Below are 21,255 nucleotides of genomic sequence, written 5' to 3'. Positions count from 1 at the left end.
CCGGAAACCCGGAGGCCCGCCATGCGCTATGCCATCGTCACCGAGACCTATCCGCCGGAAGTTAACGGCGTTGCCCTCACCGTGCAGGGACTGGAGCAGGGACTGCGCAACGCCGGCCATGAGATCGACCTGATCCGGCCCCGCCAGGCCAACGAAGCGTTGGACTCCGCCCCGGGCACCCTGTTGGTTCCCGGCGCCGCCCTTCCGCGCTACCCCGGCCTGCGCTTCGGCATGCCGGCACCGATCCGGCTCGGCCGCCATTGGCAGCAGCAACGCCCGGATGCCGTCTATGTCGCCACCGAAGGCCCACTGGGCTGGTCGGCGGTGCGCACCGCACGGCGCCTCGGCATCCCGGTGGCCAGCGGCTTCCACACCCGCTTCGACGAGTACCTGCCCGATTACGGCGTGGCCTGGCTGCAGGCCGCCGCGATGCGCTGGATGCGCCGCTTCCACAACCAGGCCGATGCGACGCTGGTACCCACCCGCGAACTGCAGCAGTTCCTCGGCGAACAGGGTTTCGAACGCGTACGCCTGCTGGCACGTGCGGTCGACAGCCAGCAGTTCGATCCGAGCCGCCGTGACCCTGCGCTGCGCGAGGAGTGGGGCGTGGACGGCAACGGCCTGGTGGCGATCTACGTCGGCCGAATCGCCGCCGAGAAGAACCTCGGCCTGGCGGTGAAAGCATTCCGCCGGCTGCAGCAGATCCGTCCCAAGGCGCGCTTCGTGTGGGTGGGCGATGGCCCGGCCCGCGAAAAACTGGCGCACGAGAATCCCGACTTCATCTTCTGCGGCATCCAGCGTGGCGAAGCCCTTGCACGTCATTTCGCCAGCGGCGATCTGTTCCTGTTCCCCAGCCGCAGCGAGACCTTCGGCAACGTGACCCTTGAAAGCATGGCCAGTGGCGTGGCAACGGTGGCCTTCGACTACGGCGCTGCGCGCGAGTACCTGCGCAATGGCGAGAATGGCGCCGCAGTGGACAACGATGAGCAGTTCATCGAAGCGGCCGTGCAACTGGCCGCGGATGACGCACAGCGCCACGTGCTGGGCAACAACGCCGCACGCGCCATGAAGCGTCTGCATCCGCAGCAGGTGGTGGCGGAGTTCGACGCCCTGCTGGCCGAACTGGCCCAGTCGCGGAGGACCGGCCATGCGCACAACGCGGCTTGAACTGCTGGCCGACCGCGAGGCACGCCTGTGCCGGCGGGCCAACCACTACTGCCGACGTCGCCGCGTGCGCCGCCTGTTCGCGGTCATCAGCCGGCTCGGTGATGGTGTGTTCTGGTATGTGCTGATGGGCGCGCTGGTGCTGCTTGATGGCTTCGACGGCCTGCGCGCATCCGTGCACATGGCCGCCACCGGCCTGGCCGCGCTGTTGCTGTACAAGGGCCTCAAGCGCTGGACCCGGCGACCGCGCCCGTATGCCGCCGACCTGCGCATCCGCGCCTGGGTGGCACCGTTGGACGAGTTCAGCTTCCCTTCCGGGCATACCCTGCACGCAGTGTCGTTCACCATCGTGGCGCTGGCCTACTACCCGTGGCTGGCGCCACTGCTGGTGCCGTTCACGGCGGGCGTGGCGCTGTCGCGGGTGGTACTGGGCCTGCACTACCCGTCCGACGTGCTGGCCGCCACCGGCATCGCCATCGGGCTGGCCTCGGCCAGCCTGGCCTGGTTGCCGTTGCCGGTGTAGCCCCCGGGGGCAGATCCCTTCTCCTTTGGAGAGGGTTCTGGCCCCACGATGCCGGCGTCGCTGCCGTCATCGTTGATGCCCTAGAATGCCCGCATGACCACGCTGTTCATTTCCGACCTGCACCTGGACCCCAGCCGTCCGGAGATCACCGACCTGTTCCTGCGCTTCCTGCGCGAGCAGGCACCCGGCGCCGATGCGCTGTACATCCTCGGCGACCTGTTCGAAGCCTGGATCGGCGACGACACGCCCTCGCCCGCCGCCGATGCGGTGGCCGATGCACTGAAGGTACTGTCCGACAGTGGCGTGCCGGTGTACTTCATCCGCGGCAACCGTGACTTCCTGCTTGGCGAGGACTACGCGCGTCGCGCCGGCCTGCGCATCCTGCCCGACCCGTGCATGATCGACCTCTACGGTCGCCCGGTGCTGCTGCAGCACGGTGACCTGCTGTGCACCGATGACATTCCTTACCAGCAGTTCCGTGCACAGACCCGTGACCCGGTGTTCCAGGCACAGTTCCTGTCACAGCCGCTGGCCGCGCGTATCGCCTTCGCGCAGAAGGCGCGCGAAGCCAGCCAGGCCCGCCAGTCGGAAATGAAGCAGGGTGATCGCGCGCAGTTCGAGACCGTCACCGACGTGGCTCTGTCCGAAGTCGATGCCACCTTCGTGCGCCATGGCGTGGACACCATGATCCATGGCCACACCCATCGTCCGGCGATCCACTCGCTGCAGGCGGGTGGTCGCGCCTGCACCCGCATCGTGCTGGGCGACTGGTACGAGCAGGGTTCGGTGCTGCGCGTGGACGCCAGCGGCTGGTCGCTGGATACCCTCGCCCGCGGGTAATTCCCGCCGGCAGGAAATCCGCGGCCGCGCAAGGCGGCCGCGGACCGTACGGACTCAGCGGAAGGCCGCGATGGTGGCCTTGGTGTTGACCAGCACGCGTTGGTTGTCGGCGGTACTGGCGTTGCCCATCGGGATGCCGTTGTAGCTGATGTTCGGGTTGGACCAGTAGTTCAGGCGCGGGCAGCTGCGGGTGCAGTTGTAGGCCATGATCGTGCGCCAGCCGGTGCCGGTGGCCGGTTCATAGCGGTAGCCGTGGCCATAGGCGTAGGGCGAGGTGCTGGAGTCGGTGGCGATGTCATGCCGCGCGCTCTGCAGGTGGCCGATCTCGTGCGCGAAGGAGTAGTACCCGGTCGCGCAATCCCAGTACACCGCTGCGAACGCGGTCGATGCGGTAGAGCCAATGCCCGAAGCGAGGCCACAGTAGGCACTGTTGTTGATCAGCAGTACACCCACGTCGGCCGCCGTGTTGTTGCGGCTGGTGTGGATGCTGTCCATGAAACCATCGCTGGTGCCGCGGAAGCGGGTTAGATCAGTGGTGAAGTTGCCGGACTCGGTGTAGCTGGTGGTCTCGTAACCGGCCAGTTGCAGGGTAAGGCCAACGTTGCTGTTGGTGTAGCCCTGGTTGGACTCGGCCACCGCCAGCTGCACCAGCGACTGCATGTTGCCGCCATAGGCAGTGACCGCGGCATTGGTCGCCACCACCAGCACGCGGATCGTCGCCGGCGTGCCGGACGAAGCCTGCGCGATGCCGATGTGGTCGTTGTCGGCCATCGGGATCTTCGGCAGCTGGTTGTAATCGGCCGGGTGATCGGCCGGCATCCGCGATTCGTCCACTTCCACCAGCACGTGGCGGTTGCCCAGCGGACGCAGGCGATAGAGCTTGCCGTCCTTGCGGATCGAACCGGTGATGGTGTCGCCCGAACGCACCAGGATCAGCGAATTGCCCGGATCGTCCTGGCCGTTGGAGGTGGCCGCGGTCAGCCGGTCGGACGGCGAACGGAACTGGCCGTACCAGATGCTGCCGCCGTCGGGCAGCGCTTCGACCTTGCTGCGCACCGCCTGCACGCGCTTGCCGAGCAGCTCGAATTCCAGCTGCGGCTGCGCGGTGGCCGCCGCGTCGACACGCACTTCCTGCACCGTCGCCGTGGACGGGGTGGCCAGCAGCTTGCCCAGGGCAGGCTCACTGTTTGCCGATGCGCGGCTGATGACCGTTACCGGTTCGAACAACGGTGCCGCATGCGCGGCCGCTGCCACCGACAAACCCAACACGAGGCCACCTGCCGCTTTGCCAATCGATCTGGACAACATTGCGTCGCTCCTTGAATGATGTGAACAGCGTTGATGCAGCACGCCCGGTTTGCCGGGTTTGGCCATATGGCCTGCGCGGGTCGTGTGAATTCAATAGAAGATGGGAATGAAAATCAGGAACTGTGATCGACCGCATCTGCGTTCAGTGAGGTCAATAGCGTCACTACACTTCGCCAATACACCGCTTTCGCGCTACCGTGACGCAGCCACGACGGGGAATGCACATGGCACCATCGCAGGACACGGACGAAGATGTCGGCTTGCTGCGGATCGGCCTGTTCTTCGACGGCACCCGCAACAACGCACACAACCTGGCGCGCGGTCGCCCGCAGGTCCCGCAGCCGCGGCCGGCGCAGCTGCGGGCCGATGATGATTCGACCTACCAGAGCCGGCTGACCAGCAGCTACGACAACGGCCTGACCAACATCGCGCGCCTGCAGCAGCTGTATCCCGACAGCCGCCGTGATGCGGTGGCCGCCCCCTCGTTGTCGATCTATGTCGAAGGCGTGGGTACCCGCGATGATGCCGACGACGATCTGATCGGGCTGGCCTTCGGAGTCGGTGCCAGCGGCGTGCGGGCGAAAGTGCAGCGCGCGCTGCAGGTGCTGCTGCCGACCGCACTGGCGGAACTGTCCGCACGCTGGCAGCGACCGCTGCAGGGGGTGCAGCTGGACCTGTTCGGTTATTCACGCGGTGCTGCTGCCGCACGTGACATCGCCAACCAACTGCAGGGCTGGGACAGCGTGCGCTGGCGCCAGCTGCTGCAGACCGCCGGCCTGTCCTGCACTGCGAACTTCGCCCCCGCCACACCGGTGCTGCGCTTCATCGGACTGTTCGACACCGTAGTCGCAGTCAATGTTGGCCGCGCCGACGAGCAGCCGCAACTGGCTCTGCGCAGTGGCATCGCACGCCACGTCGTGCAGCTCACCGCGCGTGATGAACATCGCCAGCACTATGCGCTGACCAGCGTGGCACCGCCGTTCACCGAGATCGCGCTGCCCGGCGTGCATGCCAACATCGGTGGTGGCTACAACCAGCTGGAGGAAGGCCCCAAGCTGCTCAGTCGTCCACGCCGGCAACAGCTGCGTCGGCCAGCAGTGGCTGACTACCAGACGCCACCGCTGGCCCTGCTGCAGGCGACCACGGCCTACGCTGAAACTCAGGCCGATGCCGAGCGCTGGCGGCAACAGCTGGGCGTTGGGGAAAAAGAGATCTGGGTGGATGTCTGGCACCAATGGCAGCAGCAGCGCCGTGCCGGCAGCCGCAGCGTGCTGCTGTCACCGGTGCTGTATGTGACCGCTGCAGTAGTGCTGCGCCGGAGGATCGACTGGCGCTACCAGCTGATCGCACTGCAGGTGATGCAGCAGCAGGCCATCAATGCCGGCGTGCAATGGACCGCCAATGCCGCCGAAGTTCCCGGGTGGGAGCTGCCGTCGGCCCTGCAGCCGATCGCACGGCGGCTGGTCGACGGACAGGCACTGACCCAGACCCAGGAAATGCTGCTGCGCCGCCGCTACCTGATGCAGTCGGCACACTGGAATTTCGATGCGCTGGGCGACACCGCACTGACCTACGCCGCCGATGCCGGCGTCAGCGAACTGCCGTACCGGCCAGGGCCGGGGTTGTTCTACATCAATCGGCCGACCGTGGACGGCAAGCGCGTGGTGCTGCCGAATGCTTAGGAAAAGGGGGACGGAGGGGATTAAGTCGTTTGTGGCATTAACGACTTAATCCCCTCCGTCCCCTTTTTCTCAACCCGCCTGCTCGACCAGGTTGGCGAGCTCATCCGCATCGAACCCTGCCAGCAGGCGCGCTTCGATGTTGAACGGCCCGTGCAGGTAGCCGCCGGCGTACTCCACCAGCAGTTCCTTGAAACGTGTGCGCGGTTCGACACCGGCGCGATCGCAGTACCAGCGGTACCAGCGCGAACCGGCAGCGACGTGCGCCACTTCCTCGCGCAGGATCACTTCCAGCACATCGGCGGTTTCGCCATCGCCGACATTGCGCAGCTTCTCGATCATGCCCGGCGTCACGTCCAGGCCTCGCGCTTCCAGCACGCGCGGCACCAGCGCCATGCGTGCCAGGCCATCGTGCGCGGTCTTTTCGCACATTTCCCACAACCCGTTGTGCGCGGGGAAGTCGGCATAGTCGTGGCCATGCACCTGCAGGCGCTCGCGCAGCAGCATGAAGTGCCGCGATTCGTCGTCGGCGCAGCTGACCCAGTCGGCATGGAATGCCGACGGCAGGCCGCGGAAGCGGTATACCGCATCCCAGGCCAGGTCGATCGCGTTGAGTTCGATATGCGCGATGGCGTGGATGAAAGCGGCCCGCCCTTCCACACCACCCAGTCCGCGCCGCGGCACTTGGCGCGGGTGCACCAGCACCAGCTGCGTCGGCCGGCCCGGCATGCGGATCGGCTCCGGCGGTAGCGCGTCGGCGGCCACCTTCAGGCGGCCGGCACGGAACGCAGCGGCGTAGGCCTGGGTCAGCGCAACCTTGCGCAGAGGTTCGGCTTCGGCCAGGCACTGCTGCGCAGCGCGCAGCAGGTCGCCACCAACGTCGGGCACATCAACCACGCCTGGACCTCAGGCGCGGCGCTTGTGCTTGGCGTCGTCCGAACGCAGCTGCTGGATGCGCTCGAAGTAGCCCGGTTCGATGCCGGTCGGGTAATGGCCGTTGAAGCAGGACGAGTCGAAGTTGCGCAGCGCCGGGTTGCCCTCGCTCACTGCCGCTTCCATGTCTTCCAGGTCCTGGTAGATCAGCCAGTCGCAGCCCAGGTGGGCTTCGATCTCTTCCACGCTGCGGTTGTGCGCGACCAGTTCTTCTGCAGCCGGCATGTCGATGCCGTAGATGTTCGGGTAGCGCACCGGCGGCGCGGCGCTGGCCAGGTAGACCTTGCGTGCGCCCGCATCACGGGCCATCTGCACGATCTGCTGGCTGGTGGTGCCGCGCACGATCGAGTCGTCCACCAGCAGCACCACGCGGTTGCGGAACTCCAGGTGGATCGGGTTGAGCTTGCGACGCACCGACTTCACGCGTTCGCCCTGCCCCGGCATGATGAACGTACGGCCGATGTAGCGGTTCTTGATGAAGCCTTCGCGGTACTTCACCCCGAGCACGTTGGAGATTTCCAGCGCGGCATCGCGCGAGGTGTCCGGGATCGGGATGATGGTGTCGATGTCGTGGTCCGGGCGCAGGCGCAGGATCTTCTCGCCCAGCTTGATGCCCATGCGCATGCGCGCCTTGTGCACCGACACGTTGTCGATCATCGAATCCGGGCGCGCGAAGTACACGTACTCGAAGATGCACGGGGTGTGCTCGGCCGGCTCGGCGCAGATCTCCGAGAACAGCTCGCCGCGCGCGGTGATCACCAGTGCTTCGCCCGGCTGCACGTCGCGCACGCGCTGGAAGCCCAGCACGTCCAGTGCGGCCGATTCGGAGGCGACGATGTACTCGTCCCCTTCGGCATGGCTGCGCTTGCCCAGCACCAGCGGGCGGATGCCATGCGGGTCGCGGAAGGCGACCAGGCCCAGGCCCAGCACCACGCTGACCACCGCATAGCCACCCTTGCAGCGGCGGTGCACGCCGGCCACGGCACGGATGGCCGCTTCCGGGCTGAGCTGGCGCTGCTGTTCCAGTTCGTAGGCGAACACGTTCAGCAGCACTTCGCTGTCCGAATCGGTGTTGACGTTGCGGCGGTCCTGTTCGAACACCTGCTGGCGCAGCGCCTCGGTATTGATCAGGTTGCCGTTGTGGGCCAGCGCGATGCCGTACGGCGAATTGACGTAGAACGGCTGCGCCTCGTCCATGCCTTCCGAACCGGCGGTCGGGTAACGCACATGGGCGATGCCGACGCTGCCTTCCAGGGTGGACATGGTGCGGGCATCGAACACATCGCGGACCAGGCCGGTGGCCTTCTGCACGCGCAGGCGGCTGCCATTGGCGGTGGCGATGCCCGCCGCGTCCTGGCCACGGTGCTGGAGGACGGTCAAGCCGTCATACAACTGCCCGGCGACGTTCTGGTTGCCGACGATTCCGACGATGCCACACATGGTGCGAGGTCTCCGCTGGGCTGTGCCCAGTTACAAGGAAGGTGGCCGTACCTGGCCGCGGTGGTCGCCGCGCCTGCGGTCGACATTGGCCGGATCGTCCGGCTCGATACTGTCCGGCAGTGCTGGGGCGTCCGGACGCACTTCGGCCGGATCGTAGGAATCGCCCTGTTCCGCTTTTGCAGGCCGCAGCCATCCGCTGCCTGCCACTACCTGGTTGAGGATGCCATTATCGCCTGCCGCGCCCGGCTTTCCCAACCCGGCGCCTGCGTTCCTGCCCAACTCCATCAATGCAGATGGGGACAGCGCGTCGGTCGGCAAGGCCTTGGGCAGCAGATCGGCCCCGGGAACCTCCCAGTGCGGCAGCTTGCTGTTCATCCAGGCAACAGTGGGGTTCAGCAGTGGGCGCACTGCCGAACGCTGCCAGGAAGGCTCGGCGGTCAGCGGGGTGAAACTGCCCAGCAGCAGCAGGATCGCGGCGATCAGGCCGCCACGGACCACGCCCAGCACGCCACCCAGCAGGCGATCCAGGCTCGTCAGCATGCTGCGGTGGACCAGGGCCTTGATGACCATGCCGACCACGGCGACCACGATCATCACGCCGATGCCCACGCCGAGGTAGCCACCAACGAAGTGTTCACCGCCCGGTGCGGCCGGCGCGGCCCACCAATGGGCCGCGTCATTGCCGAAGGCGAAGGCCGCCCACGCGGCCAGCAGCCACGACAGGGTGCCGATGACGATGCCGACGAAGCCGCGCAGCATCCCCAGCAGGGCCGAGGCGGCGATCACGATCAGCAGCACCACGTCGATCATGGCGCCCCGCTCCTTCGGCGGCGCTGGCAACGGGGCTGCGCGTGGGTCATGGGTGCGGTCGCACCATGCCGGCCACGCCGACCTTGGCGGCGACCTGCGCCTTCAGCTGCTCGGCATCGGCGCGGTTGGCCACCGGCCCGACGCGGACGCGATGCAGGGTGCCCTTTTCAGTGCGCACCTGCTCGACAAAGGCGCTGAAGCCCGCGGCCCGGACCTTGTCGCGCAGGGCGTTGGCATCGTTGGCCTGGCCGAACGCGCCCAGCTGCACGGCAAAGCCGACGCCGCTGGCCGCCGGTGCGGCGGGCGTGGTCGGGGCGGTTGCCGGCTTGCTGGCGGCGGCATCCGTCTTCGGCTCCGGCTTCGGGGTTTCGGGCTTCGGCGCCGGCTTCGGCGGCTCCGGCTTGGCGGCCGGGGTGGTCGTTGCGGTCGGCGTACTCGGCGGCAGGCTTTCGCTGCGCACCGGGTTGCTGCTGGCCGACGGCGCGGTGGCTGCGGACGGGGTGCTGGCGCCTGGCGTGGCCGGTGCCGGGGTGGCTGCCACCGGGGCGCTGCTGCCCGCTGCGGCATCCAGGGTGATCACTTCGGCCTTTACATCGGCGCGGATCTTCACCGCCTGCAGGCGAGCCGCCTCGGCCTGTGCGCGATCGGCATACGGCCCGACACGCACGCGCCATGCCTGGCGGCCGTTGATGGTCGTCGTTTCAGCGAAGCCCGGCAGCTGCGAGCGCTTCAGGTAGGCGATCACTGCGTCGGCGTCGGCCTTGCTGCCGTAGGCACCGAAGGTGACCGCATAGTTGCCGGCGGCAACCGCCGGCGAGGTGTCCACGGTCGGCGGCGTGGCAGGCGCTGCGGCCTCCGCAAGCGGTTTGGCCTGGCCGGTCTGCAGCCCCGTGGCACCGCCCGCCGGGGCCACCAGCGGCAGTTCACGGGTTTCGAACTGGCCATCGGCCGGTGCATCCGGCGCGGCGATCGGCACACTGGCGACGCCGCTGTCCGGTGCGGGTCCCTTGACCAGCATCGGCAGGAAAATCACGGCCAGTGCCACCAGCACGATGGCACCAATCAGACGCTGTTTCAGAGGCGTATCCACGTGAGGCAGGCAACTGTCCGGAGATTGCCATGGATTATACGGGTGCCGGACCGGACGGCGTCGGCGTTGGCTGAACGCGTATCAGGTGGCGCCCTGCAGCCATTGCAGGGCGGCGGCGGCGGTATGGAAGGAGCCGAACACCAGTACCCGGTCCCCACGCTCGGCCTGGGCCAGCACCTGCGCCAGCGCCTGTTCGACGCTGTCAGCCAGCAGCGCCGTGGCGGCGGCAGTGCCGGCCAGGCGTGCCTGCAGCTGGGCGGCGCTCTGCCCACGCGGGCCTTCCAGCCCGGCCAGGGTCCACTCGCCCACCACGTCCTCCAGCGCCTGCACCACGCCCGCTGCGTCCTTGTCCTGCAGCGCGGCGTACACCGCCAGGGTGCGCCCGGCCGAGACCTCGGCCTTCAGCGCACGCGCGAGCTGGCCGGCGGCCTGCGGGTTGTGGCCCACGTCCACACGGATCTGCACGCCATCGCGCTCGAATGCCTGAAGCCGGCCGGAAATGCGCGCCGCTGCGACACCGGCGGCCCACGCCGCGCGCGGCACCGGCTTGTCCAGCGCGCGCAACGCGGCGATGGCGGCACCCGCGTTGGCAAGCTGGATCGGGCCGGCCAGCGCCGGGGTCGGCAGTTCCATGCGCAGGCCGACATCGCGCCAGCGCCAGCGCTGGGCATCGATCGGCTCGTAGAAATAGTCGCTGCCGCCACGGATCGCATTGGCGCCGACCAGATAGGCACGGCGCAGCACGCTCGACGGCGGATCGGTCTCGCCCAGGATCACCGGCTTCCAGCCACGGATGATGCCGGCCTTCTCGGTCCCGATCGCCTCGCGATCCTCGCCCAGCCATTCGGCGTGGTCGATGTCCACGGTGGTGATCACGGCCACGTCGGCGTCGATGATGTTGACCGCATCGAGGCGACCGCCCAGGCCCACTTCCAGCACCGCCAGGTCCAGCCCGGCGTCGGCGAACAACTGCAGCGCGGCCAGCGTGCCGTACTCGAAATAGGTCAGCGTGGTCTCGCCACGCGCGGCCTCGATGGCATTGAACGCAGCGACCAGCGCGGCATCGTCCACGTCCTGGCCGTCGATGCGCACGCGCTCGTTGTAGCGCAGCAGGTGCGGCGAGGTGTACGCGCCGACCTTCCAGCCGGCGGCGCGCGCGATGGCTTCGATGAAAGCCACGGTGGAGCCCTTGCCGTTGGTGCCACCGACCACGATGGTGCGCTTGGCCGGCGCGCCCAGGCCCATCGCCGTGGCCACGGCGCGCACGCGCTCCAGGCCCATGTCGATGGTCGCCGGGTGCTGGCGTTCAATGTAGTCCAGCCAGTCGGCCAGGGTGGTCGGGGTGTTCGTCACGGCAGCGGTTCCAGCAGAAGCAGTTGATGCGGGGGGATGGATCAGAGGGCGCGGTGCTTGGCTTCGCCGAAGAACGGCGTGTGGTGGGCGCAGTCGTTCAGGCGCACCACTTCCAGGCTGTCCAGGTCGGGGCCTTCGAGCAGGTTGAGCGTGGTCGGTGCCTGGCGGAAGGTCCACAGGCGGGAGATCGGCAGGCCCAGAACCTTGCACAGGATCACGCGGTTGACCGCATCGTGCGCAACCACCAGCAGGGTGTCGTGTTCGCCGAGGCCTTCGGTGGCACGCGCCAGCCCACGCCAGCTGCGCTCCAGCACCAGGCGCAGCGATTCGCCGCCGGGCATCAGCACGGTATCGGGTTCCTCGCGCCAGGCCTGCAGGCGCGACGGATCCTTTTCGTTGATTTCGCTGGCCAGCAGGCCTTCCCACTCACCGTGGGCGATTTCCTGCAGCTCCGGCTCGGTCAGCAGCATGTCGGCACGGGCGGCGCCGAGTGCCAGCTGCGCAGTGCGCTGCGCGCGCGACAGCGGCGAAGCGACGGCACGGGTGATGTCCACCGAGGCCAGCCGGGCACCCAGTGCCTGGGCCTGGGCTTCACCGATCGGCGAAAGCGGGATGTCGATCTGGCCCTGGTAGCGGCCTTCGGCGTTCCACGGCGTTTCGCCGTGACGGGCAAGCAGGATGCGCATGCGAACAAGGGGTCCTGGGGGGAGGAGGTTTCCGCGTTTCGTTCACATCCTGTGAAGTACGCGGAACAGGGATGATACCTGTTCGGCGCACCGGGCCGGGCCGGGCATGAAAAAACCCCGCGACGTGGGTCGCGGGGTTGGTAGATCCACGCCACGCGTGGATGAATTGCGCACCGGGCGTGCCGGCGTTGCCGGCCAGCGGCCGGCACTACCTTACTTCGCCAGGTTCAATTCCTTCAGCAGCTCCGGTGCCGGCGCCACCTCCTGCATGATCCACTGCATGTAGCGGCTGTCGACCGAGATCATGCGGGTCATCACCGGGTCGAACACCCAGTTGGAGCTGACCGATTCCCAGTTGCCGTCGAAGGCCAGGCCGACCAGCTTGCCGTTGGCGTCCAGCACCGGCGAACCGGAGTTGCCACCGGTGATGTCCAGGTTGGACAGGAAGTTCACCGGCACCGAGCCGATCCGCTTGTCTTCCAGGCCGCCGTAGCGCTTGGCCTTGACCGCATCGAGCAGCGCCTTGGGCGCATCGAACGGATCCACGCCGGTGTCCTTGGCGACGATGCCTTCCAGCGTGGTGAACGGGGTGTAGGCCACGCCGTCCTTGGGCTCATAGCCCATCACGTTGCCGAAGGTGATGCGCAGCGACAGGTTGGCGTCCGGGTACACGAACTCACCCTGGCTCTTCTTGTAGTCGGCCAGTGCCTGCAGGTACAGCGGGCGCGCGGTCAGCGACTCGCCTTCGCGGATCTTCTTCTGCTCTTCCTGCTTCAGCAGCGACGGCATGATCGCCACGGCGTACTGGATGGCCGGATCGCTGCTGGCTTCGAACGCGGCGCGGTCGGCCTTGAACCACTTCAGGCGCGCGTCCAGGCTGCCCAGCTCGGTGCCCGACAGCTTGGTGACCAGCGCCTTGACCGCGTTGGCATCGCTGCCGCCCAGCCAGGTGTTCAGCACGTCATTGTTGCGCTGTGCGGCCGGCAGGGCGACGTACTGGTCCAGCCAGTAGGTCTGCAGCTGCTGGTCCATCTTCGCCACGTAGCGGCGGTCCATCTGCTTCAGGCCGCCTTCCAGGGTCGGCAGGTCGCGCTGCTGGTAGCCGACTTCGCGCTCGGCGTCCGGCTTGGTGCGCTCGATCGACAGGCGATACAGGCCGATGGCGGCGCTGACCGCCTGGGTGTTGTTGAACTGGCCGACGAACAGGTCACGCTCGCGGGTGGCCTTGCTGGTGTCCAGGTGCTTGACCAGCTGCGCGTGCGCGGCCAGCGCCGGCTTGCCGGCGGCGCCCTGCTTCTTCAGCCACGCCAGCACAGCGGCTTCTTCCGCCTGCTTCTGGCCGGCCGCGTCGATGCGCTTGAAGCCTTCCAGCTGGCCCGAGTAGTTCTTGGCCACGTTGTTCATGCTGGCGGCGGTGGCGGCGTACTTCACCTTGACGTCGGCGTCGGCCTTGCCGGCCTCGTCGATCATCTTCAGCACCGCGTTGTAGTGCTTGGCGATGGTCGGGTAGGTCCAGTTGGCGGTTTCGTTGAATTCGCCGGCCAGTGCGTAGCGGTTGGTGCGGCCCGGATAGCCGGCCACCATCACGAAGTCACCGGCGCCCAGCGGCTGGTCGGTGAACTTCAGGAAGTGCTTGGGCTGGTACGGCACGTTGTCGGCCGAGAACGCCGCCGGCTTGCCGTCCTTGCCAACGTAGGCGCGGTAGAACGAGAAGTCACCGGTGTGGCGCGGCCACATCCAGTTGTCGACGTCGCCGCCGTACTTGCCGACGCTGCCCGGGGGCGCGTAGACCAGGCGCACGTCCTTGATTTCCATGTTGCGGAACAGGCGGTAGGTGTTGCCGCCGGAGAAGGTGTACAGGCGGCAGCGGAAGCCTTCCTCGGCTTCACAGGCGGCGACCTGGGCCTTGTCGAAGGCGTCCAGCGCGCGGCTGCGGGCCAGCGGGTCGTTGCCGGCGGCGGCAATCGCGGCCTTGGCCTGCGCGGTGACGTCGGTGATCTGGTCGAGCACGTAGACGCGGGCGTTCGGGCCGGCGCTCAGTTCATCGCTGTGCTTCGGGGCGTTGAAGCCGTCCTTGATCAGGTTCTTCTGCGCGGTCGAATTCAGCTGGATGGCGCCATAGGCGCAATGGTGGTTGGTCACCACCAGGCCCTGCGGCGAAACGAAGCTGGCGGTGCAGCCGCCCAGCGCAACCACCGCGCCCATCGGGTCGCCGGTGAGGTTGGACAGCTGCTCCGGGGACAGCTTCAGGCCGGCCTTCTGCAGCGGGCCGGCGATTTCCGGCAGCTGCTGCGGCACCCACATGCCTTCAGCGGCATGGGCGACCTGGGCCAGCCCGAGGCTGGCGACGATGGAAAATGCAAGCAGGTTCGAGCGCATGGAGCGGCCCCTGGTAGTGGAACCCTCGATTGTAGCCCGCCGCCCTGCCCCGGCCCGAACCCCGGAAGTCATGGGCCTGCTTCTTGCTCTGCCACGCGCACGCCGGCCGCGCACACGGAAATCGTCCAGAGGGGGCGTGGTCACCCTGGACGGGACCGTTGGCGCCATGGATGGCGCCATCGAGCACCATGGATGGGCTTTTGCGTGTCCCGGCCAGGGTGACCACGCCCCCTTTCCCGGATCAGGGAGGCGCCGCTGTTCGCAGTACGTTCGAAACGCCCGCCGGCGCACGCCTTTCGTTCCGCCACTGCACCCGCAGCGCAACATGGGAAATCCGCGCGGCACCCTATAATCCGCGCTTTCCCCCTGATGAGTTCCACCCCGATGGCGCAGCAAACGATGAAGGCCCTGGTCAAGCGCGAAGCGGCCAAGGGCATCTGGCTGGAAGAAGTTCCGGTTCCGACGCCGGGCCCGAACGAGGTCCTGATCAAGCTCGAGAAGACCGCGATCTGCGGCACCGACCTGCACATCTACCTGTGGGACGAGTGGAGCCAGCGCACCATCAAGCCGGGCCTGACCATCGGCCATGAATTCGTCGGCCGCATCGCCGAACTCGGCTCGGCCGTCACCGGCTATGAAGTCGGCCAGCGCGTCTCGGCCGAAGGCCACATCGTCTGCGGCCACTGCCGCAACTGCCGTGGCGGCCGCCCGCACCTGTGCCCGAACACCGTAGGCATCGGCGTCAACGTCAACGGCGCCTTCGCCGAATACATGGTGATGCCGGCCAGCAATCTGTGGCCGATCCCGGACCAGATCCCGTCGGAGCTGGCGGCATTCTTCGACCCGTACGGCAACGCCGCGCACTGCGCACTGGAGTTCGACGTGATCGGCGAGGACGTGCTGATCACCGGTGCCGGCCCGATCGGCATCATCGCGGCGGGCATCTGCAAGCACATCGGCGCGCGCAACGTGGTGGTGACCGACGTCAACGACTTCCGCCTGAAGCTGGCCGCCGATATGGGTGCCACCCGCGTGGTCAACGTCGCCAACCAGTCGCTGAAGGACGTGATGAAGGAACTGCACATGGAGGGCTTCGACGTGGGCCTGGAAATGAGCGGCAACCCGCGCGCGTTCAACGACATGCTCGACTGCATGTACCACGGCGGCAAGATCGCCATGCTCGGCATCATGCCCAAGGGCGCCGGCTGCGACTGGGACAAGATCATCTTCAAGGGCCTGACCGTGCAGGGCATCTACGGCCGCAAGATGTACGAGACCTGGTACAAGATGACCCAGCTGGTGCTGTCCGGCTTCCCGCTCGGCAAGGTGATGACCCACCAGTTGCCGATCGACGACTTCCAGAAGGGCTTCGACCTGATGGAAGAAGGCAAGGCCGGCAAGGTCGTGCTGAGCTGGAACTGATTCACCGTGCCCTCGGCACGTTGAATCAGTCCGCGCATGTTTCCTTATCCCCGCGCCATTGGCGCGCCCCCTTGAACAACAAGGGGGGCTCTCCCCCGGATGGGATCAAGAACACTGCGGAATTGAAAAAGGCGCCCGATGGGCGCCTTTTTCGTGAGGCGTGCCAGGCAAGCCTGGCACCCACCCAAGCAAGGGTCAGTTGCCGATGGCCACGGTCAGCAGCACGCGGCTGTGGGCCAGCTTGCCGGAGTTGTCGCGGCCATTGCCGTCGGTGCCGTAGTAGCCCAGGCCGACGTTGAACAGGCCGAACTGGCGGCTGACGCCGACGTTCCAGTCGGTGTAGTCTTTGGCCAGGCCCTTCTCGAAGCTGCTGCGGCCGACATTGGCATTGAGCGTGAACTCCTTCGGCAAGCCCCACTGGCCGCCGACACCGTAGTACCAGCCGTCGGTGCCGCTGTTCCACTGGTCGTTGGTGTAGGCCACGGTCAGCTTGTAGGTCTCGTCCAGCGTGGTGGTGGTGACCAGCTCGTTGTAGTTCTGGTGGCTGGCACCGATGTAGGTGTAGCGGTTCAGCAGCACATCGAAATTAACGCGCGGGGTGACGTCCACGCCGTAGCCGATCTGGTAGTCGACCTCGGTGTTCGGATCACCCGGGCCGAAGTCCACGCCCGAACCCCAGACACCGGCGTACAGACCCACCGGCGAGGTGTAGGTGAAGCCCGCCTGCAGCGTCGGCTTCTCGTCAGTCTGCGACACACCACGGAACAGGTAGTCCGACACGGCGGTGACGTTCCAGCTGTACGGCGATTCGTTGTCCTGGGCGCTGGCGGCGAACGGCGCGAGGGTCAGGGCGGCGGCAATGGCGAGGCAGGCACGGGCGTGCTTCATGGGCGTCTCCGAGGGTGGCGGGGGCGGGAAGGGGGGAGCGGGCAACCGGTGCCAGACAGGCGCGGTTCACGAATTTTTAACCCGTTTGCTATTGCGATGCAACATGTGCCGCCCGTGGCGGTGCCCCGCCCGGCACGGTCGATGGCCGCCGTTGCCCGGTAGAATCGGCGGTTTCCCGTGCTGAGCCGTGCCCACGCCATGACCGACGCCTCCTCCGCCCTGACCCGCCACTATGCCGAGGAACTGGACGCCATCCGCGCCCAAGGCCTGTTCAAGTCCGAGCGGATCATCACCAGCCCGCAGTCGGCCGAGATCACCCTCGACGACGGCCGCAAGGTGCTGAACTTCTGTGCCAACAACTACCTCGGCCTGGCCGACCATCCGGACCTGATCCAGGCCGCCAAGGATGCGCTGGATACCCACGGCTTCGGCATGGCCTCGGTGCGCTTCATCTGCGGCACCCAGGACCTGCACAAGCAGCTGGAGAAGCAGATCGCCGACTTCTTCGGCAAGCAGGACACCATCCTGTATGCGGCCTGCTTCGACGCCAACGGCGGCCTGTTCGAACCGCTGCTCGGCGAGAACGACGCGATCATTTCCGATGCGCTGAACCATGCTTCGATCATCGACGGCGTGCGCCTGTGCAAGGCCAAGCGCTTCCGCTACGCCAACTGCGACATGGCCGACCTGGAAGCGCAGCTGCAGGCCGCCGATGCCGCCGGCTGCAAGACCAAGCTGATCACCACCGACGGCGTGTTCTCGATGGACGGCTTCATCGCGCCGCTGGACGAAATCACCGCGCTGGCGAAGAAGTACAACGCGCTGGTGCACATCGATGAGTGCCACGCCACCGGCTTCCTCGGTGCCACCGGCCGCGGTTCGGCCGAGGTCAAGGGCGTGCTGGAGAAGATCGACATCATCACCGGCACCCTGGGCAAGGCCATGGGTGGTGCGCTGGGTGGCTTCACCTGCGCCAGCGCCGAGGTGATCGAACTGCTGCGCCAGCGTTCGCGCCCCTACCTGTTCTCCAACTCGCTGCCACCGCACGTGGTCGCCGCCGGCATCAAGGCGTTCGAGATGCTGGCCGCCGCCGATGACCTGCGCGACACCCTGGTGGAGAACACCCGCCACTTCCGCGAGAAGATGGTCGCCGCCGGTTTCGACATGAAGCCGGGCGTGCATCCGATCAGCCCGGTGATGCTGTACGACGCACCGCTGGCGCAGAAGTTCGCCGAGCGCCTGCTGGAAGAAGGCATCTACGCGATCGGCTTCTTCTTCCCGGTGGTGCCCAAGGGCCAGGCGCGCATCCGTACCCAGATCAGTGCCGCGCACACCCGCGAACAGCTGGACCGCGCGATCGATGCGTTCACCCGCATTGGCGTCGAGCTGGGCGTGATCAAGGGTTGATCCCAGCGGTCAAAGCGTGCCGACCAAGGTCGGCACCTATCGGAGCTTGAGGGCGTGCCGACCGAGGTCGGCACCTTCCCGGCATCACTTCTTTTTCTTCTTGCCCTTCGGCTCGTCCTTGCTGGCCACCACCACCGGCTTGGCGGCAGCGTCCTGCGCGTTGCCCTTGGCCACGCGGATGCCGTTGGCCTTCATCCAGGCATCGAACTCGTCGGCGGTCATCTTCTGGTCGCCGTTGCTCATCATGAAGCGGTAACTGCCGCGACCATCCAGCTCCGGGGTCTTCACTTCCACCACCGGGGTCTCGGCCGGCGTTTCCGCCTTGGCCACCTTTTTGTGGCCGCCGCACGCGGTCAGCAGCACCATCGGCAGCAGCAGGCCTGCGCAGCGCAGGGTTTGATTGAGGGTCGGGTGGTACATGGGCAGGCTCCGTTCGGGAAATTCAACAACCAGGCGCCCCCTAGGCCTGGAACGGTGGCCGGCAGCTGCCGGCCGCGGGCGATGATCAGCCCGGTGCAGCGGCCCCCAGCCGCTGCTGGTCGCTGACCTCCAGCACCCGCCACTGCCCCTTGCCGAGATCGCCGAGCTGCAGCCCACCGATCGCGACCCGGACCAGGCGCAGCACCTGCAGGTCGAAGGCCGCCAGCAGGCGGCGGATGTGGCGGTTGCGGCCCTCGTCGAGGACCACCTCCAGCCACGCGGTCTTGTCGCCGCTGCGCAGCACGCACACGGCCTGGGCGACGAGGAATTCGCCCTCGTCCTCGACACCGGCGCGCAGCGCAGCCAAGGTGTCCTCGTCGGGCAGGCGGTCCACCTGCACGTGGTAGGTCTTCTGCGGGCCGGTTTCCGGATCGGTCAGGCGCGCGGCCCACTGCGGATCGTTGCTGAACAGCAACAGCCCCTCGCTGGCCTTGTCCAACCGCCCGACCGGTGCGATCCACGGCAGGCCTGCGCCATCGAAGCAGCGATAGACGGTGTCGCGGCCACGCTCGTCCTGCACGGTTGTCACCACCCCGCGCGGCTTGTTGAGCATCAGGTACAGGCGCTGCGGCGCGCCCAACGGCTGGCCGTCGACCTCGATCGGCGGCGCCGGCTGTGCAATCGGAAACTCGGGGTCACGGACGATGCGCCCGGACACGCGTACGCGGCCATCGGCGATCCAGCGCGCGGCCTCGCTGCGCGAGCACACGCCGGCCTTGGACAGCACGCGCGCCAGGCCATGACGGACACCGGCGGCTGCGGCAGCGGGAGTCGCACGCCCACGCGGTGCGTGGGAGCGGGCGGCGGGGGCGGCAGGTGGGCGGCGCGTGCGCAAGCCTCTGCTCCCCGCAGCGCTTACTTCTTGTCGACCGGCTTGGTCTCAGCCGGTGCTTCGGCCGGAGCCGGGGTGGTGGCCGGAGCCGGACGCGCCTTGACCACGCGCACGCCGCGCGCCTTCATCCAGGCGTCGAACTCTTCGGCGGTCATGCGCTTGCCGTTCTGGCTCATGTCGAAGCGCCAGGGCGTGTTGTCGAATTCGGTCTGCGGCTTGTAGGCCGCCGGATCGTTCGGCTTCACCGCCGGTGCGCTCGGAATGGCCTTGGCGATGTTCTGGCAGCCGTCGATGCGCAGGCGCTGCAGCACCTGGTCCAGCGACTGCGACGGATCGTAGTTGCTGCTCAGCACACCGGCCGGCATGCCCAGCTGGTTGCCACGGATGTACAGCTCGTCGGCCACCGGCGCGATGGTCGTGGCCGGCAACGGCAGCGGCGAGGCGCTGGCGTTGACCGAGCAATCGACCGCAGCGTGGGCGGCGGGAACCAGGGCCAGCGCCAGGAAGGCGGCCGATGCAGAGCGCAGCATGAGGGGCATCCACGAAAGGAAGTGACGCGGCGAGTTTAGCAATGCCACGACAGCTTTCAAGCGCCACTTTCAATGAATACGGCAACTCATTGGTTTTACGGACAAAAACCCGACGAACGGTTGCTCCCGGGCCCAGCACTACCTGGATTCCGGGCCGCAGAAACAACAAGACCCGGCCGAAGCCGGGTCCTGCTGTGTCCTACTGGCAGAGCGTCAGAACTTAGTTCTGGACGTTCAGCTCGGTACGACGGTTCTTGGCGCGACCTTCCGGGTTGTCCGAACCATCCGGGTTGGTGTTCGGAGCAATCGGACGGCTCTCGCCGTAGCCGATCGGGCCGACCAGGCGACCGGCGTCAACGCCGTTCTTGGTCAGGTAGTTGTACACGGCGGTAGCACGACGCTCCGACAGCTTCTGGTTGTAAGCGTCGGTACCCTTCGAGTCGGTGTGACCGGCGACTTCAACGCGCAGATCCGGGTAACGCTTCAGGATCTCGGTGGCTTCGCTCAGGATCGCCACGGCGTCCGGACGCAGGTTCGACTTGTCGAAGTCGAAGTTGACGCCCTTCAGGTCGATGGAGACCGGGACCGGGCAACCGTCCGGACCGATGGTCTGACCCGGCTGCGAGTTCGGGCACTTGTCGTCGCAGTTGTTGACGCCGTCACCGTCGTCATCCAGGTCGGCGCAGCTCGGGGCAACCGGAGCCGGGGCCGGAGCAGCCGCGACCGGAGCCGGGCCCAGCGGGATCACGACGCCGACCGAAGCCAGCACGTCGCCGAACCAGCTTTCATCGTTGCCGGCACGCTTCGGGTTCACGCTCTGGTCGTCGAAATCAGCGCGGTAGGCGACTTCGGCGCGGACAGCAACGCGCTTCTCGAAGGTGGTCTGCAGACCGACGCCGACCTTGGCGGCAAAGTTGCCGTCCTTGCGGTCAGCCAGGCTACCGCTGATCGGGTTGTACTCTTCTTCCGACTTCTGGTAGCCCAGGCCGGCCAGCAGGTACGGGTTCCAGCCGCGGCCTTCCTTGATGAAGTGGCGACGCAGGTCCAGCGAGACGCCGTACTGCGACCAGTTCATGTCCTTGTTGGCGTCGAAGTTCGGGTTCTGGTAGTTCAGCTCACCGTCCAGCGACCAGTTCGGGCTGATGAACTTGCCCAGGCCCAGGGTGACGAACGGAGCGTCATTGGTCAGGCGGTCGCTGTCCTGGAAGTTGAAGCCGGCCGAACCGGTCAGGTACCAGCGGTCATCGAACTCCTGCGCGGACGCAGCCTGGGCGAAAGCCAGACCACCCAGCAGCGCGGCAGTAAGGATCTTCTTGTTCATTGAGTACAGCTCCTATTTCGGGGGTATGAAACCGGTAGAGGCATGGGCCAGCACTAGTGCGTCGATGTTCGACAGCCGATTCAGCACGCCACCGCCGCGAACATTATGCTCAGGCGGGTGAAGGTCATGTTAACAGTCCCGTAACATGTGAAGTGTTGTGCCCGACCCTC

The 21,255-nt window shown here is 67.1% G+C and carries 19 protein-coding genes; 6 read left to right on the top strand and 13 right to left on the bottom strand.

Translation table 11 applies throughout. The annotated features are described in order from the left end of the window. Positions 1 to 21 precede the first annotated feature (21 nt). From AASM09_RS04385 to lpxH, 3 genes are all read left to right on the top strand, one after another. Positions 22 to 1,167, top strand: a complete 1,146-nt coding sequence (locus AASM09_RS04385) for a glycosyltransferase family 4 protein (protein ID WP_049430305.1) — start codon at positions 22 to 24, stop codon at positions 1,165 to 1,167. Beyond that, on the top strand, positions 1,148 to 1,687 hold the full coding sequence (locus AASM09_RS04380) for a phosphatase PAP2 family protein (RefSeq protein ID WP_005408251.1): 540 nt from the start codon (positions 1,148 to 1,150) through the stop codon (positions 1,685 to 1,687). The genes AASM09_RS04385 and AASM09_RS04380 overlap by 20 nt, the downstream gene beginning before the upstream one ends. 93 nt (positions 1,688 to 1,780) lie before the next feature. Beyond that, positions 1,781 to 2,527, top strand: a complete 747-nt coding sequence (gene lpxH / locus AASM09_RS04375) for a UDP-2,3-diacylglucosamine diphosphatase (RefSeq protein WP_049430306.1) — start codon at positions 1,781 to 1,783, stop codon at positions 2,525 to 2,527. A gap of 54 nt (positions 2,528 to 2,581) precedes the next feature. On the opposite strand, the gene AASM09_RS04370 is transcribed toward lpxH, so the two are convergent. Then, positions 2,582 to 3,835 carry a zinc-dependent metalloprotease gene (locus tag AASM09_RS04370; RefSeq protein WP_049430308.1) on the bottom strand — a complete coding sequence of 418 codons (1,254 nt, stop codon included), beginning with the start codon at positions 3,833 to 3,835 and terminating at the stop codon, positions 2,582 to 2,584. 224 nt (positions 3,836 to 4,059) lie between these two features. Between AASM09_RS04370 and AASM09_RS04365 the strand changes: the two genes are divergently transcribed. Beyond that, on the top strand, positions 4,060 to 5,517 hold the full coding sequence (locus tag AASM09_RS04365) for a phospholipase effector Tle1 domain-containing protein (protein ID WP_049430309.1): 1,458 nt from the start codon (positions 4,060 to 4,062) through the stop codon (positions 5,515 to 5,517). 69 nt (positions 5,518 to 5,586) lie between these two features. Here the strand turns inward: AASM09_RS04365 and AASM09_RS04360 are convergent, their stop codons facing one another. From AASM09_RS04360 to AASM09_RS04330, 7 genes are all read right to left on the bottom strand, one after another. Then, positions 5,587 to 6,411 (bottom strand): ferritin-like domain-containing protein, encoded by an 825-nt coding sequence (locus AASM09_RS04360; RefSeq protein ID WP_049430311.1) that lies wholly within the window; start codon positions 6,409 to 6,411, stop codon positions 5,587 to 5,589. 9 nt (positions 6,412 to 6,420) lie between these two features. Continuing rightward, positions 6,421 to 7,887, bottom strand: coding sequence for an amidophosphoribosyltransferase (gene purF / locus AASM09_RS04355; protein ID WP_049430313.1), 1,467 nt, complete (start codon positions 7,885 to 7,887; stop codon positions 6,421 to 6,423). Between the two features lie 30 nt (positions 7,888 to 7,917). Beyond that, positions 7,918 to 8,697: a CvpA family protein gene (locus AASM09_RS04350; protein WP_049430315.1), complete on the bottom strand. Its 780-nt coding sequence runs from the start codon at positions 8,695 to 8,697 to the stop codon at positions 7,918 to 7,920. Between the two features lie 46 nt (positions 8,698 to 8,743). Then, positions 8,744 to 9,787, bottom strand: a complete 1,044-nt coding sequence (locus AASM09_RS04345; RefSeq protein WP_049430317.1) for an SPOR domain-containing protein — start codon at positions 9,785 to 9,787, stop codon at positions 8,744 to 8,746. 81 nt (positions 9,788 to 9,868) lie between these two features. Continuing rightward, on the bottom strand, positions 9,869 to 11,140 hold the full coding sequence (gene folC, locus AASM09_RS04340) for a bifunctional tetrahydrofolate synthase/dihydrofolate synthase (RefSeq protein ID WP_049430319.1): 1,272 nt from the start codon (positions 11,138 to 11,140) through the stop codon (positions 9,869 to 9,871). 41 nt (positions 11,141 to 11,181) lie between these two features. Continuing rightward, positions 11,182 to 11,826 carry a histidine phosphatase family protein gene (locus AASM09_RS04335; protein WP_049430321.1) on the bottom strand — a complete coding sequence of 215 codons (645 nt, stop codon included), beginning with the start codon at positions 11,824 to 11,826 and terminating at the stop codon, positions 11,182 to 11,184. 213 nt (positions 11,827 to 12,039) lie between these two features. After that, a complete protein-coding gene (locus tag AASM09_RS04330) occupies positions 12,040 to 14,205 on the bottom strand; it encodes a S46 family peptidase (protein WP_049430324.1) in 2,166 nt (721 codons plus the stop codon). A 399-nt stretch (positions 14,206 to 14,604) separates the two neighbouring features. Here AASM09_RS04330 and tdh point away from each other — a divergent pair, with 399 nt between their 5' ends. Then, positions 14,605 to 15,627 carry an L-threonine 3-dehydrogenase gene (tdh, locus tag AASM09_RS04325; protein WP_049430347.1) on the top strand — a complete coding sequence of 341 codons (1,023 nt, stop codon included), beginning with the start codon at positions 14,605 to 14,607 and terminating at the stop codon, positions 15,625 to 15,627. Between the two features lie 195 nt (positions 15,628 to 15,822). On the opposite strand, the gene AASM09_RS04320 is transcribed toward tdh, so the two are convergent. Continuing rightward, on the bottom strand, positions 15,823 to 16,515 hold the full coding sequence (locus AASM09_RS04320) for a TorF family putative porin (RefSeq protein WP_049430326.1): 693 nt from the start codon (positions 16,513 to 16,515) through the stop codon (positions 15,823 to 15,825). 198 nt (positions 16,516 to 16,713) lie between these two features. On the opposite strand from AASM09_RS04320, the gene kbl reads away from it, so the two are divergent. Continuing rightward, positions 16,714 to 17,922, top strand: a complete 1,209-nt coding sequence (gene kbl, locus AASM09_RS04315; protein WP_049430327.1) for a glycine C-acetyltransferase — start codon at positions 16,714 to 16,716, stop codon at positions 17,920 to 17,922. 84 nt (positions 17,923 to 18,006) lie between these two features. Here the strand turns inward: kbl and AASM09_RS04310 are convergent, their stop codons facing one another. The 4 genes from AASM09_RS04310 to AASM09_RS04295 all read right to left on the bottom strand — a co-directional run bounded on the left by AASM09_RS04310 (position 18,007) and on the right by AASM09_RS04295 (position 21,085). Further along, positions 18,007 to 18,342, bottom strand: a complete 336-nt coding sequence (locus AASM09_RS04310) for a hypothetical protein (protein WP_049430329.1) — start codon at positions 18,340 to 18,342, stop codon at positions 18,007 to 18,009. Positions 18,343 to 18,427: 85 nt separating this feature from the next. Further along, positions 18,428 to 19,237: a pseudouridine synthase gene (locus AASM09_RS04305; protein WP_049430332.1), complete on the bottom strand. Its 810-nt coding sequence runs from the start codon at positions 19,235 to 19,237 to the stop codon at positions 18,428 to 18,430. 20 nt (positions 19,238 to 19,257) lie between these two features. Then, positions 19,258 to 19,764: a hypothetical protein gene (locus tag AASM09_RS04300; RefSeq protein WP_049430334.1), complete on the bottom strand. Its 507-nt coding sequence runs from the start codon at positions 19,762 to 19,764 to the stop codon at positions 19,258 to 19,260. 220 nt (positions 19,765 to 19,984) lie between these two features. Next, positions 19,985 to 21,085 (bottom strand): OmpA family protein, encoded by a 1,101-nt coding sequence (locus tag AASM09_RS04295; RefSeq protein WP_343368799.1) that lies wholly within the window; start codon positions 21,083 to 21,085, stop codon positions 19,985 to 19,987. Positions 21,086 to 21,255 lie beyond the last annotated feature (170 nt).

The sequence above is a fragment of the Stenotrophomonas maltophilia genome (assembly GCF_039555535.1).
Classification (GTDB): Bacteria; Pseudomonadota; Gammaproteobacteria; order Xanthomonadales; family Xanthomonadaceae; genus Stenotrophomonas; species Stenotrophomonas maltophilia_Q.
Note: the sequence above shows the minus strand (reverse complement) of the source record. Positions and strands in the feature narration are given on the sequence as shown.